Below are 13,989 nucleotides of genomic sequence, written 5' to 3'. Positions count from 1 at the left end.
GACTACCGGGAGCACTGGACCTACTGGGAACACCGGGACTACCGGGAGCACTGGACCTACTGGGAACACCGGACCCGCTGGAAGCAGTTCAGCAAAAAGCATCCTTTTCCAAGGAACTAACACTGGGTTTCAACGTATAGCAGGTGCTCCAGCAGTTGATTCCAATATTATTCCTTATGTAGTTGCTGGATCTGGAAATATAGCTGGTTTTTCTGCATCTATAAATGTAAATAATTTGCCTATAGAAGTTTATACAATTCAAATCTGCACTAATGTCCCAACAAACCTTTCCGCCCCTACCTCTAATCACGTTATATCTACTATTACTTTTACCACTACGGCTAAAATCACTGGAACAATCACATTTGCTATTACTCCTTCAGACGTTGGATCACAGCTGGTTCAAGTGTATGATCCTACCCCTTTACCGGGACCTGCCACTGTTATTTGGACTAGTACAACAATTGGAAATCCAGTTTCCAGAGGAGATGCATTATGCCTTTATATTAGCCCTGGGATTACTGACAGTGCTATATACTCCATTTTTCTGATTACCTCTATTTAAACTGTACTCTATAGAAAAAACTTTACTCAGTAGGGGGATCCCTTCCCTACTGATTATTGGTTGAACCAATTGGATCTTAACGCAAGATAAATCAAAAAACATCACTTTTGATTAAGTGATGTTTTCCATTTATCTCTTACACTATCATTAAATCGGCAACATAATCTCAACAGTCGTTCCAACTCCAACTTCACTTTCAAAGTTCAATTTACCGTGGTGATCTTTAATAATATTTTCCGTAACTACTAATCCTAAGCCTGTTCCAGTTTCTTTCGTTGTGTAAAAAGCTTCATTCAGCTTCGGAATTTTATCTTTTGGAATGCCGCATCCCTCATCTATAATTTGCACAATGATTACATCTTTCACTATAACTTTCACAGTAATAGTTCCACCAACTGACATTGCTTCAATCGCATTTTTTATTAAATTAAAAAATACTTGTTTCAATCGTTTTTCATCGCATGTAATTGAAGGGATATCTTTACTATAAATAGCATGCATCTTTATCCCTTGTTCTAAAGCCGGCTTTTCCATAACCCTGATAACATAAGAGATAATTTCTTTAATATTATGAGTTTCTGACTCTAGCGATTTAGGCTTCTCAAACCCACTGAGTTCTGTAGCTATTGTATGAATTCGCTCTATTTCCTGTCTCATAATTTCACTATAAATCTTATCTTCTGGATGTTTTTTTGCTTGCTTGTTCACAAGTTTTTTCAATTTTTCTAACGGTCTTCTAATCTTATCGCCAATTACAGCTGCCATTTGTCCAACCATCGCTAATTTTTCTACCTTTTGTATTTCTTTGTCCATCATTTCAAGTGTACGAACGTAAGATTGGAATCTTAAGAATATAATCCAACATATAATAACAAACGCGCTGTATAATGCCATTGGGATAAGAACGATAAAAGATTGTACAACGAATCCCATAAGTACATATTTTCCAACAATAGTTCCGGCAACTAACCAAAAGTACCTCTTATTCACAAATATCGGTGCAAATAAAATAAAGAATCCTTCTACTATATTCCCACCATCAAATTCCGCATCACTTCCGTAATAAATAATGAAGTTATTAATAAAATCCAATATGTTATAGCCAATTAAAATAATATACTTCACAATATACGGCTTTTCCCATTTTATTATATAAAATCCGACAAGGAATAATCCAATCATCAAACTATGTAGCCATAGACCTAATCCTTCTCCAAAAACATCTGCTAGTTTTTGATTTTCATCTGATAAAAGGACCATAGCCTTTTCAGCAAAATCATACGCAAAAAATATAAAGAAGAATAAGCTTGAAAATATTTTTAACGCCTTTATCTCTTCTTTTTCAAATATATTGCCTTTTTCCATATGATAACTCCTTTAACAACCCCTCTTAATCTTGTGTCACATTGCTCTTACGTTTTTTCGGAAGCAGTATTTCTACTCTCGTTCCCTTTTTTACTTCACTAGAAATATGTAATTCTCCAAGATGCTCTGTAATAATTCGCTCTGCTACCGTAAGACCTAATCCAATTCTATCTTGCTTTGTTGTATAAAAAGCATTCTTAACTCTTCCTAAATTATCCTTTTTTATCCCAAAGCCACTATCTACTATACTTACTATTACGTAATCTCTTTTTTTATTTTCAACTTGTATTTTTAATGTTCCACCATGTTCCATTGCCTCTAAAGCATTTTTAATAACATACAAAAATACTCCTTTTAATTTGCGTTTATCACATTCAATTTCACTTCTATTTTCCTCTTCATTAAAGGTGCAATTTATATTTAACTCGTCCATTTTTCCGCGCATATTTTCTACTGCCTGTACTAAAACATCACTTACAATATGTTTTTCATAAATAGAAGGTTTACATGTAGCAATCTCCATTAATTCACTAATCATGTTATTCATATTTTCTATTTCAAGAATCATTTGTCCATATGTTGCATCTTTTTCGTGTTTCTCTTTTTGTAATTGCGTAAACCCTTTTAATGAAGCAAGTGGATTTTTAATTTCATGCCCAACTGTCGCTGCCATTTTTCCGATAACCGCCAATTTTTGTGACTGACTTGCTTCTGCAATACGTCCCTTTACTGCTGAAAGATATTGTAAAAATCGATTTAAAATAATAAATGACACGAAAAGCAACAACATATTGATAACAAGAGACATAAACAAGTTAAGTTCTCCAAATACAAATAGGTATATCATATATTTCCCTATGAGAAATGGCGCTAAGATAAATAAATATCTTTTACTCAAAAATATCGGTACGAAGAAAATGAAAATAAATTCAATTACATTCCCTTCATCAAATGCTATTGTATTATGAAAAACATACCATCCAATATTAAAAATCTCTGCGATCATGTATGCAAATAAATATGTATATTTAACTAAATACGCTTTTCCTCTCTCCAATAAGTAAACACTAATACCTAATATAACCATAATATATGCAAGCTTCCATATCACTTTATGCCAATTTCCTAAAGGCATTGTATCTTCTATCATAATCGTGTATGTAACCTCATATACAATTAAAATAATATGTATTACCCATAAGAAAATCTTAGCGTTTGTTTTTTCTTCTTTAGCTGATAGAAAACTCTCTTCCACTTCAACACCCCTTCAAAAGAATACCATTTATTATAATAAATGATTTTCATAGACAAACAAAGATAAATTGAACAAATGAGGAAAATCAATCCATAGATAATATACTTCTCCAGACCATATGTAAGCATAAAAACCATGAACAATAATACGTATAGTATGGGAGGTGCTTTATATGGATAGTCGGGAAAATAAGAAGATAGAACAGTTACAATCCTTTACGAAAAACAATGAAGGAAAAGAGATGACAACGAATACGGGTGTCAAAATTTCAAATGATGAAAACTCTTTAACCGCCGGCGATCGTGGCCCTACACTTTTAGAAGATTTCCTTATGCGAGAAAAACTCGCTCATTTTGACCGTGAACGAATTCCTGAAAGAGTCGTTCATGCCCGTGGTTACGGAGCACATGGTGTTTTTGAGCTATATGAATCTTTAGAAGACTTAACAATGGCTCATTTTTTACAAGACCCATCTAAAAAGACACCTATTTTTATTCGTTTTTCCGAAGTTGCTGGATCAAAAGGTGCAAATGAAACGAACCGAGATGTACGAGGGTTCGCTGTTAAGTTTTATACAGAAGAAGGAAATTTCGATTTAGTAGGAAACAACATTCCAATTTTCTTCATTCAAGATGGTATTAAATTTCCGGATCTTATTCATGCTCTTAAACCCGAGCCACATAATGAGATTCCTCAGGGGCAAACAGCACATGATACTTTTTGGGACTTTATCGCCAATAATCAAGAATCAGCTGCGATGATGATGTGGATTATGTCGGATCGCTCAATTCCGAGAAGTTTTCGAATGATGCAAGGATTCGGCGTTCATACATTTCGCTTAGTTAATACACACGGAAAGTCCCGATTCGTAAAATTCCACTGGAAGCCTAAGCTTGGCGTTCACTCGTTAATTTGGGATGAAGCTCAAAAACTAGGCGGTGCTGATCCAGATTATCATCGCCGTGATTTATGGGAAAATATTAATGCTGGAAACTACCCTGAGTATGAACTTGGCATTCAAATTTTAGAAGAAGAGGATGAATTTAAATACGATTTCGATATATTAGATGCAACAAAAATTTGGCCGGAAGAAGACTTCCCTGTTAAAATCATCGGAAAAATGACGTTAAATCGGAACGTTGATAACGTATTTGCTGAAACAGAACAAGTCGCGCTGCATCCTGGAAGCATTGTCCGTGGTATTGATTTTACAAATGATCCTCTCTTACAAGGTAGGCTCTTTTCTTATACAGATACACAATTGGCGCGCGTCGGTACAAACTATCAAGAATTACCGATTAATCGTCCGGTATACCCGTTTCATAACAACCAAAGAGATGGTGCTTCTAAATATATAATTGATAAAGGGAAAGTCGCTTATCATAATAACTCCTTAGCTAATAACTCTCCTTACACTGTCCCCGGAACAAAGGGTGGATTTGTTACATACCCTTCTACTGTATCTGGGCATAAAACGAGAGAAACATCTGCAAGTTTTAAAGACCACTTCTCACAAGCACGCTTATTTTGGAATAGTATGAGTCACGTCGAAAAAATCCATATTATGCAAGCCTTCTCCTTTGAATTAGGAAAAGTAAAAAGTAAATCCGTCCGCCAACAAGTCGTAAGTATGATTGGTCATATTAGTACAGAATTGGCTACTTTAGTCGCAGAAGCGGTCGGGGCAACAGTACCAGATGTTCAAGAATCCAATGTCACAAAATCATCTCCAGCACTCAGTATGGCAAATACAACATTTAGTCCAAGTACATTACGGGTAGGTGTCATTGTTGCAAACGGGTATGACGGACAAAACGCACAATCTATGCTTCAGCAATTCAAACGAGTCGGTCTGCAGCCAGTAATTATTTCTGAACGATTAGGTATAGTGCAAGGAACACAAAATGTACAGTGGGAAGTGGATGATACTTTCTTAACAGGATCACCACTTCTTTATGACGGGCTATTTCTTATTGGTGGAAACCTTGATGATCATTTTCTTAACAAAGCAAGTTCATTTGTCGTAGAATCATATAATCACTTTAAGCCCATTGGCGCTTTTCAAAATGGAACTACTATTATTCAATCTTTAAATATCGAAAAAAAGCCTGGCGTTATAACAGAACAAAACCCTACTCTATTTGCGAATGAATTTATTCAGGCAATGACAAAACAGCGCTTTTGGGAGAGAGCCTATTAAAATGCATGAGGAGGATATATCATGTTCGTTACAGTGGAAAAAGATGTACATATTTTTGTGCAAGATATGAACCCAGGTCCTGACAGTAAAACTGTTTTCTTCGTACACGGATGGCCTTTGAATCACCAAATGTTTCAATATCAATTCAATGTTTTACCACAGCACGGGTTTCGCTGTGTCGCCATGGACATTCGCGGAAACGGGCAATCTGATAAACCATGGACCGGTTACACATATGACCGTTTAGCTGATGATATCGCAATTGTATTAGAAGCACTTCAAATAGAAAATGCTACGTTAGTTGGTTTCTCAGTCGGCGGTGCTCTTTCTATTCGATACATGTCACGATATAACGGTCGCCATATTTCTAAACTTGCATTAATCGATGCCGTCTCCCCCTCTTTCGTAAAAAACCAACACTCCCCTTACGGCGTACCGAAAGAACAAGCAGATACCCTTATTAATCAAATGTATGTAAATTTGCCTAAATTTCTAAATGATGTATCTTTATCATTTTTTAATAGAAACTTAGGAGCTGCTACGTTAGAATGGTTTTCTTATCTTGGTATGCAGTCCGCTTCATATGCTCTCATCAAAATTTTGCAAGCCGCTGCAAACGAAGACGTAACGAAGGACTTAAGTAAAATTAACGTCCCAACAAAAATATTCCACGGTGTTCACGATCAACTCATTCCTTATAAAAGCGCTGAGCTAACAAAAGAGCGAATTAAAAACTCTGAAATATCCCCTCTTACAAATAGCGGGCACGGCTCTCCTATCGATCAAGCGGATGAGTTAAATAAAGAACTTATTAAATTTTTAAATTCATAGTTACTTTACAAAAAAGAATTTGCCCTTATTGCAAATTCTTTTTCTTAACTACCTTTTTCTATCGATTTAGAAGACACCAGAATGAACAATGATTTATCTATTTCCTTCTTTTCCTGTCTTTGTTCATATGGCTCTTTCTTTATCCCTTTAATCATCATATGTAAAACGAATATAGATACAGTAAAGAATAGTAGTGGTGCAATGACAATCCATGGTGCTACTAAAAATTCATTTTTGTATAGAACAATTAAACCCGCCCATTCATTCTTAAGTGAGTATGGTTTCCCCGTATCATAATCTACACCTCATCCTCCAATTAAAATCCCAAAGAACGACAAGAATTTCTTTTAGATACAATCATATATGCTTTCTAATAACCCGACACTTTGAAGCTCCTCCTGTAATACGATTCACTCGGTAATATATAATAGCAAATAGAATATATAATGGTACAAATAAGAAATTCTATTATTTTCCTGCCCCAAAAACTATTCAATATCCCACCTCTTTTTTTAAAATTACCACACACCTTAATTATAACTGATTCTTCATACATATATCTGAATAAAAAAATATCCAATTATAAACTAAACGAAAAATTCACACACTTCTCACAAATCAATCAATAAAACGATTCTATTTTAATTTATACTAAATGTACAGGTAATACTCCCTAAACCCAGATTGTCTGTTTACCCCGTTAAATACTATGAAAAAAGAACTTGTATCGTATACAAGTTCTTTTTTTCGCTTATTTAAATAATATATCCTTACTATATTGCTTTCCGGCGAGTAAGTCATATTGAATAAACTCATATTGCTTTAACATTTCTTTTTGTTTCGCTGTTAAATTTTTTATTACTTCTCCGTCTTTTCCTATCATCAATTCGTCACGAAGTACGGGAACCTCTTCATATAACTTCGATAAAAATTGATAGAACGGTACCTTATTTAATCCAGCATAATCAAGGACAAGATTTGAAAAATAAATTGGACTTACTGAACCTAGATTGTCATTTGGTATATCAAAATTGGCATACATTAATAATGGCGTTTGTGCCATTGCTAATCGTTCACTTGGCGTTTTTTCATTTGTTATATAGCCAGTCTCTTTATAAAGAGATTTATTTGTTCCTAGTGATGGAAGATGATCTCCAAAAAACACCAATAATGTAGGTCTATCTAGACTATCTAGTTGCTCTATTAAATATTGAAGAGCTTCATCTGAACGTCTTAAACCTTCTGTATAAGTCTCTAATTCAGCCCTCGATTCTTCATTTTCTAATCCACTAATCCCGATTTGATTTTCGCCAAATCTTCCTTCTGTAAATGGAAAATGATTTTGCATCGTAACTGCATGAACAAACGTAGGTTTCTTTTGCTTCTCTAATTCAGCTATTATCTCTTTACTTATAGATAAATCGCTAATATAATCTCCATCAACTTCTACATTTTCCATCGTATCTTGTGCATTAAAATTATCAAAACCTAACACTTTATATACATCATCCCGTTTAAAAAATGAGCGACCGAACGAATGAATAGCGCTTGTGTAATACCCTTCTTTTTTCAACGTTCGAGGAATGGATGGAATTTCTATTTTATTTGTAACGACTTGCTGATATGGTATAGATCCTGGTTTTAACAAACTCATTGAATAACTCGTTAACGCCTCAAATTCAACGTTCGCAGTATTCCCTCCAAATGTTGGCGAAATTGTTTGTCCACCTGGAAAATTTTCTATATAATGATGCAAATTCGGTAAAGGATCTTCACTAAAGGAAAGATTCGTTAATTTCGTTGGATCCCAAAACGATTCACTCATTACAAAAATAATATTTGGTTTCTCTTCTTGCTTCTGTGCCCCTATATTGCTACCATATTGTTTCTTTATGTCGTTTGCTATTTGAAGCATATTTTCTTTTGAATAATCTTTCGGCTTTTCAATGACTGTCGTATCTAGATTACTTATAAAGCCTAACACAAAACCATTCAAAGCATAATTTTCATTTTGATTCCACAAAACGAACTCTATACCCGACTTTTGGAACCATTTATTCATAAACGTATTCGTAAAATTACCATACGCATATAAAACAAAAACGGATCCTACTACTAAGAAGGCTCTTACTCCTGGATGAATCTTTACACCTTGAATATATTTTCTAATATATATCCCCGCTATAATACAAGCTACAATACTTACGATAACGACAAAAATATAACTCCAACTAAAATATTCCATCACCATCGGTATAACAGATTGCATATGGCCAATCTGTGTAAAATCAGAAGGATATAGCGGCTCTCCCCTAAAAACAATTTTAAAGTGATTTACAATAGCCAAAATAATTAATACACTGCTTGTCAAAATAGTACTCAAAAAAACTTTTCCAAGTACGTTGTACACCAAGACATATATCGCATAAATTACAATTAAGCTAAATATAAACTGTGCATTATAGCTGTAAATCCAATTCATTGTATTTACGAGATCCATATTATTTTGCATAAAAATAAAAAGTAGAGTAACCGCATGAGCTACTAAAAAAGTTCTAATATAAATCCGAATAATCGGTTTAAATTTATTAACTATACCTTTATTTAAATATGCAACATACAGTAGTACAACCCACATCAAAATTGTCATTATGCTTAAAACAATTTTTTGATTTAACATATCTTTCATCGCATCTAAACTAAAATATTTTAAAATCAAGAAAAGTGTGGGTACAACATATAAGGTTACTAAACCACTTAAAAGCGCTGAAATTAATATACTTCTTCTTGGCTGATGAAATGAATAATTATCCCTCAATTCATTCCCTCTTTTCTGTTTATTAATTTCACCCCGCACCGTAATAAAATATTACTTATATAAACATAACATATTATGTACACAACGTCTTCTCATGTACACCCTCCGTATAGTGTCATCTGTTACCTTTTGTACATACCGAATAGAAAAAAGAGATTTCCTAAGAAAGAAAATCTCTTTTTCATTACCCAACACTTTGAACACGGCCAATTTGTCCATCTTGTAATCGAACTTTAATTCCGTACGTATGTGTTTCCGTGTTTGTTAAAATGTCTTTCACAACACCGCTCACAGTTTTACTATAATCTTTATCTAATTGGATGACTACATGAGAACCGACCGAAATTTGTGATCTTGTCGGCTTCCCACCCGTTGCTTTTGTTGTTTTTTCTTGTTTCTGCGTTCTCTCTTGTTGTGCAGACTGTTGTTGCTGAATCTTCTGCTGTTCTTGCTTACGTTTTTCTTCTTCTACTCTTTGCTGCTCTTCCTGCTTACGCTTTTCTTCTTCTACTCTTTGCTACTCTTCCTGCTTACGCTTTTCTTCTTCTACTCTTTGCTGCTCTTCTTGCTTACGCTTTTCTTCTTCTACTCTTTGTTGTTCTTCTTGCTTACGCTTTTCTTCTTCTACTCTTCGCTGCTCTTCCTGCTTATGCTTTTCTTCCGCTGCCTTTTGTTGTTCTTCTTGTTTACTTTCCTCTTCTACCTTCTTATCTTCTTCAACTTTCTTTTCATCTATTTTCTGTTCTTCCGTTGCCTTCAGCTTGTCCTCTTCATCTTTACAAGCTGTTAAAATAACTACACATAAGCCCGTAAGTACAAATAATAATAATTTCTTTAACATTAAAAAATCCTCCTATATATACATTACAAATAATGACCTTTAATAGAATAACAAATATGCATGAACCCATTTGTCGTAATTTGTCGTATACATTGGATTTCCCATGTAACACTACATGCTACAATTGAAAAAAAGGGGGGGCAATATGAATACACATATAATCTCGTTTCCAAAAATCATGTTCCTCATTATTTATTTCATACTATATGTTCCATTCTTCATTCAAATTATTTCTCACAAGCCGTTAGAACTTGGATTGTTTTCTCATACCCTTATCCTCTTTTCTTTTTTAGCAATTACCATTTTAAATTATAAAAAGAAACAAATAATCTTTACTATAATTTTTGCAAGCGCGGTTTTACTTGTCGGCACAAGTTTCGGAAAACTATTATTATAGAAAAGAACCTGTCATATGACAGGTTCTTTTCATAATTTATTAGGATACGATGATTAGCATGTTTACTATACAAGAGGAAGCATCCATAATTTCCATATGATACTTACGATTGCTATAAATACAAAATCAAAAAAATCTAATCTCGGACCCTTTTTCATAGTCATATCTAACCACATATGAACCAATTTCAATCTTTTGTATTTATGAATATTTTTCTTTGCAAATCGGTAAGTGAGCACTTGCATGATGTAAAATCCAGTTACGCAAATAAACAATAAGATGAGAAATTCAACCACGAAATTCCTCCCTATTTTTGAAGCGTTCTTTCTACGATATGGTTCTTCAAGACCCATTCCTCAAACTGTGCACTTCCAAATTCCCAGCTCAAATCACGAACATGTACAGAAAAAACATAATAACCAGCATATTCGTCCATAAACCGGCCTGTCTCTATCTCCTCTTTCTGAAGACCGTATACTCCAAAATTAAAATACACATCCCACACGTCTTCATGCTTCCTCTTATAAGCAATCGATTCCATATCACATTCAGTTCCGAAATAATCAAGATGTAAATGAACGCTATCGTCGTATTCATACTCCATTTTATCACCCCTTATATTTGTACTTCTTTATTACCCAAAAAATTCCTGCTATCTATACTCACATATGGGCACTTACCTACATATTATGCTTGTAGATTGACTTCTAGGAGGTGTCATATAGTGAAAAAATTAATTACCGTTTTTTGCATCATGTTACTAGCTGTTTTCACATTCGTTGCTTGTAGTAGCCCAAAGGAAAGTACGAAAGAACAAGATCAAAAAATTCGCGTTGGCGAAGTTACCCACTCTCTTTTCTACGCACCATTATATGTTGGAATTGAAAAAGGATTTTTTAAAGAGGAAGGTTTAAATATTGACTTACAAACAACAGCTGGCGGAGATAAAACGATGACCGCTCTTTTATCTGGCGGAATCGATATTGCACTTGTTGGTTCAGAAACGTCTATTTATGTTCATCAACAAGGAGCAAAAGATCCTGTCATTAATTTTGCTCAACTTACACAAACAGATGGCACATTTTTAGTTTCTCGTAAAAAATTAGATTCTTTTAATTGGAATGACGTAAAAGGCGTTACGTTTTTAGGACAGCGTAAAGGCGGCATGCCGCAAATGGTTGGGGAATATGTTTTAAAGAAAAATGGCATTGATCCTCACAAAGATACGAACTTAATTCAAAATATCGAGTTTGCTAATATTGCAAATGCCTTTTCATCTGGTACAGGAGAATTTGTACAGCTCTTTGAACCGACTGCAAGTATACTTGAAAAAGAAGGAAAAGGTTATATCGTCGCGTCTTTCGGAGCTGAATCTGGCACTGTTCCGTATACAACGTTTATGGCAAAGGAAAGTTTCTTAAAGAAAGATAAAGCTGCTGCTGAAAAATTCACGCGCGCACTATATAAAGCGCAGCAATGGGTTGATACACATAGTCCAGAAGAGATTGCCAATGCTGTTTCACCACTATTTAAAGACACTTCAAAAGACATTTCAGTGAAAGTAATTGAGCGCTACAAAAAACAACATTCTTATGCGACAAATCCATTATTAGATGCTTCTGAATGGAAACAGCTCCAAACGATTATGAAAGAATCTGGTGAATTGCAAAAAGAAGTTCCACATGAAACGCTCGTCAATACAAAAATTGCCGAAAGCGTTATTAAGAAATAGAGGCGAAGTGTATGAGCTTTTTACAAATACGGAACGTTTCTCACTGCTTTTTTGCAAAAGAAAATGCCAAACTTATTCTTGAAGATATGAGTTTACAAGTAGAAGAAGGAGAATTTATTTCTATTCTTGGTCCGAGTGGTTGCGGAAAAACAACGCTCCTCTCCATCATCGCAGGGCTACTTGATCCAATTGAAGGTATCGTATTTTTAGATGGTGAACCGATTACAACTAAGACCCCATCTATGGGCTATATGCTTCAGCAAGATTACTTGTTTCCGTGGAAAACAATTGAAGAAAATATTATGCTCGGACTTCATATTCGGAAGATTTATGACGAATATACGAAAGAACATACATTAAAGCTTTTACAACAAGTCGGTTTGCATGATATAGAACAGCAATATCCTCGCGAACTATCCGGCGGTATGCGCCAACGTGCAGCACTCGTTCGAACGTTAGCGACCGATCCAAAAATTTTATTGCTGGATGAACCATTTTCCGCACTCGATTATCAAACAAAGTTAAAACTAGAAGATCTCGTCTTCACATTATTACGTAACTATAAAAAAACATCTCTACTCGTGACACACGATATTGAAGAAGCAATCGCGATGAGTGATCGTATTTATTTACTGCAGGCGAACCCTGGAAAAATTGCAAAAACGTTCATCGTCCCAGAAAGTATTCGTTCCTTATCACCGTTAGAAGCACGCCACCACCATGACTTCCCATCCCTCTTCCAAGAAATATGGAAGGAGTTGGAACGACTTGGATAATATAAACCAACTACATGAACAGTTTCGAAAAAAAGAACGTAGGCACGCATGGTTAGCACGTTCTTTACAGCTTTTACTGCTCATCCTCTTTTTTGCACTATGGGAAATAGCTAGTAAAAAGGAGTGGATTGATCCTTTACTCTTTAGCTCTCCTTCGAGCATTTGGGATCTCTTCTTAGCGAAATGGATTGACGGTTCACTTTGGATTCACATATGGACGACATTACTGGAAACCGGAGTAGGTTTTATTCTCGGAACTGTACTCGGAGCTATTATTGCTACTTTCCTTTGGTGGATGCCACTTTTGGCCCGTGTACTTGATCCTTATCTCGTCGTCCTAAATGCAATGCCAAAAGTTGCACTCGGTCCAATTATCATTGTTATTTTTGGTCCAAACATTTCATCTTCTATCGCAATGGGAGTAATCATCTCCATCATCATTACCATTCTCGTTATTTACAGCGCATTTCAAGAAGTCGATTCCAACTATATAAAGGTCATGGACACATTTGGCGCAAATAAATGGCAATGCTATACGCACGTTATTCTCCCTTCATCTTTCCCTGCAATTATTTCAACGTTAAAAGTGAATGTTGGCTTATCGTGGGTCGGTGTTATTTTTGGAGAACTCCTCGTTTCTAAACAAGGACTTGGCTATTTAATTAGCTATGGATTCCAAGTCTTTAACTTCACACTCGTCTTGCTCAGTGTATTGCTCACTTGCGTCCTCGCAACTCTTATGTATGTATTTGTCGAGGCGTTTGAAAAACTCCTTATCGGAAAACGAAAAAAAAGCTGACTTAGAGCGATACGCCAGAGTCAGCTTCTTTCTTTTATCTTTTATCGCACATTTTTGATTCATTTGTAACGTTCCCATTCGCAACCGTAACTGTATGGAAACAATCTTTCACACGCACTGTAACGACATTATCTTTTCGATCAATAATATGATAATCATTAAACTCTTTATTTAATGCACTACGAATTTGCTCTCCTTCAAAAATCGGAAAACCGTGAGACATTACCCAAATGAGACCAGCAACCGCAAGAATCGTTTTCATACGCTTCATTACCTCCTCGAGAGTAAACTTATAGCCCCTATAATATGCGCATTATAATTGTGTCTAATTTGTGACATTTTTATACTAATTCTATTTTAAAGCTTCAGTTCCTTCTTCTTTTTTAAAAAAGACAGAATTTTCAATTTTA

General features: G+C 35.0%; 12 protein-coding genes and 3 pseudogenes. 7 read left to right on the top strand and 8 right to left on the bottom strand.

Annotation, left to right across the window (positions count from 1 at the left end):
* A pseudogene (locus tag BAU27_RS06965) lies at positions 1 to 565 on the top strand (collagen-like protein); the annotation flags it as partial.
* Positions 566 to 712: 147 nt separating this feature from the next.
* Here BAU27_RS06965 and BAU27_RS06960 read toward each other — a convergent pair.
* On the bottom strand, positions 713 to 1,930 hold the full coding sequence (locus BAU27_RS06960) for an ATP-binding protein (RefSeq protein ID WP_071744421.1): 1,218 nt from the start codon (positions 1,928 to 1,930) through the stop codon (positions 713 to 715).
* A gap of 25 nt (positions 1,931 to 1,955) precedes the next feature.
* Positions 1,956 to 3,185: an ATP-binding protein gene (locus BAU27_RS06955; RefSeq protein ID WP_071770473.1), complete on the bottom strand. Its 1,230-nt coding sequence runs from the start codon at positions 3,183 to 3,185 to the stop codon at positions 1,956 to 1,958.
* A gap of 172 nt (positions 3,186 to 3,357) precedes the next feature.
* Between BAU27_RS06955 and BAU27_RS06950 the strand changes: the two genes are divergently transcribed.
* Both BAU27_RS06950 and BAU27_RS06945 read left to right on the top strand, forming a co-directional pair.
* Positions 3,358 to 5,385, top strand: coding sequence for a catalase (locus BAU27_RS06950; RefSeq protein ID WP_071770472.1), 2,028 nt, complete (start codon positions 3,358 to 3,360; stop codon positions 5,383 to 5,385).
* A gap of 21 nt (positions 5,386 to 5,406) precedes the next feature.
* Entirely contained in the window at positions 5,407 to 6,216 is an 810-nt protein-coding gene (locus BAU27_RS06945) for an alpha/beta fold hydrolase (protein ID WP_071770471.1), read from the top strand.
* A gap of 44 nt (positions 6,217 to 6,260) precedes the next feature.
* On the opposite strand, the pseudogene BAU27_RS32770 reads toward BAU27_RS06945, so the two are convergent.
* The 3 genes and pseudogenes from BAU27_RS32770 to BAU27_RS06930 all read right to left on the bottom strand — a co-directional run.
* Positions 6,261 to 6,612 (bottom strand): annotated as a pseudogene (locus tag BAU27_RS32770) (ABC transporter permease subunit); the annotation flags it as partial.
* A gap of 355 nt (positions 6,613 to 6,967) precedes the next feature.
* The gene (locus BAU27_RS06935; RefSeq protein WP_071770470.1) at positions 6,968 to 9,034 is read right to left on the bottom strand and encodes an LTA synthase family protein; all 2,067 of its coding nucleotides are present in this window, start codon (positions 9,032 to 9,034) and stop codon (positions 6,968 to 6,970) included.
* Between the two features lie 184 nt (positions 9,035 to 9,218).
* A pseudogene (locus BAU27_RS06930) lies at positions 9,219 to 9,875 on the bottom strand (YwbE family protein).
* Positions 9,876 to 10,020: 145 nt separating this feature from the next.
* Here BAU27_RS06930 and BAU27_RS06925 point away from each other — a divergent pair.
* Positions 10,021 to 10,272, top strand: a complete 252-nt coding sequence (locus BAU27_RS06925) for a hypothetical protein (RefSeq protein WP_071770469.1) — start codon at positions 10,021 to 10,023, stop codon at positions 10,270 to 10,272.
* 65 nt (positions 10,273 to 10,337) lie between these two features.
* Here the strand turns inward: BAU27_RS06925 and BAU27_RS06920 are convergent, their stop codons facing one another.
* Positions 10,338 to 10,568: a hypothetical protein gene (locus BAU27_RS06920; RefSeq protein ID WP_071770468.1), complete on the bottom strand. Its 231-nt coding sequence runs from the start codon at positions 10,566 to 10,568 to the stop codon at positions 10,338 to 10,340.
* 11 nt (positions 10,569 to 10,579) lie between these two features.
* Complete coding sequence (locus BAU27_RS06915) at positions 10,580 to 10,876, bottom strand: DUF3986 family protein (protein ID WP_071770467.1); 297 nt, start codon at positions 10,874 to 10,876, stop codon at positions 10,580 to 10,582.
* Positions 10,877 to 10,996: 120 nt separating this feature from the next.
* Here BAU27_RS06915 and BAU27_RS06910 point away from each other — a divergent pair, with 120 nt between their 5' ends.
* The 3 genes from BAU27_RS06910 to BAU27_RS06900 are packed head-to-tail and all read left to right on the top strand — an operon-like array spanning position 10,997 to position 13,579.
* The gene (locus BAU27_RS06910) at positions 10,997 to 12,004 is read left to right on the top strand and encodes an ABC transporter substrate-binding protein (RefSeq protein WP_071770466.1); all 1,008 of its coding nucleotides are present in this window, start codon (positions 10,997 to 10,999) and stop codon (positions 12,002 to 12,004) included.
* A gap of 11 nt (positions 12,005 to 12,015) precedes the next feature.
* Positions 12,016 to 12,780, top strand: coding sequence for an ABC transporter ATP-binding protein (locus BAU27_RS06905; RefSeq protein WP_071744410.1), 765 nt, complete (start codon positions 12,016 to 12,018; stop codon positions 12,778 to 12,780).
* Positions 12,773 to 13,579: an ABC transporter permease gene (locus BAU27_RS06900; protein WP_071770465.1), complete on the top strand. Its 807-nt coding sequence runs from the start codon at positions 12,773 to 12,775 to the stop codon at positions 13,577 to 13,579. The genes BAU27_RS06905 and BAU27_RS06900 overlap by 8 nt, the downstream gene beginning before the upstream one ends.
* A gap of 34 nt (positions 13,580 to 13,613) precedes the next feature.
* Here the strand turns inward: BAU27_RS06900 and BAU27_RS06895 are convergent, their stop codons facing one another.
* Positions 13,614 to 13,841, bottom strand: a complete 228-nt coding sequence (locus tag BAU27_RS06895; RefSeq protein WP_000849114.1) for a hypothetical protein — start codon at positions 13,839 to 13,841, stop codon at positions 13,614 to 13,616.
* Positions 13,842 to 13,989 lie beyond the last annotated feature (148 nt).

Origin of the sequence: Bacillus sp. NH11B (assembly GCF_001884205.1) — a bacterium.
GTDB classification, from domain to species: Bacteria; Bacillota; Bacilli; order Bacillales; family Bacillaceae_G; genus Bacillus_A; species Bacillus_A proteolyticus.
Note: the sequence above shows the minus strand (reverse complement) of the source record. Positions and strands in the feature narration are given on the sequence as shown.

Coding starts and splice junctions, on each gene's coding strand:
- BAU27_RS06915 (WP_071770467.1), bottom strand. CDS start 10,876: ATGGAGTATGAATACGACGATAGCGTTCATTTACATCTTGATTATTTC.
- BAU27_RS06905 (WP_071744410.1), top strand. CDS start 12,016: ATGAGCTTTTTACAAATACGGAACGTTTCTCACTGCTTTTTTGCAAAA.
- BAU27_RS06945 (WP_071770471.1), top strand. CDS start 5,407: ATGTTCGTTACAGTGGAAAAAGATGTACATATTTTTGTGCAAGATATG.
- BAU27_RS06895 (WP_000849114.1), bottom strand. CDS start 13,841: ATGAAAACGATTCTTGCGGTTGCTGGTCTCATTTGGGTAATGTCTCAC.
- BAU27_RS06950 (WP_071770472.1), top strand. CDS start 3,358: ATGGATAGTCGGGAAAATAAGAAGATAGAACAGTTACAATCCTTTACG.
- BAU27_RS06960 (WP_071744421.1), bottom strand. CDS start 1,930: ATGGAAAAAGGCAATATATTTGAAAAAGAAGAGATAAAGGCGTTAAAA.
- BAU27_RS06925 (WP_071770469.1), top strand. CDS start 10,021: ATGAATACACATATAATCTCGTTTCCAAAAATCATGTTCCTCATTATT.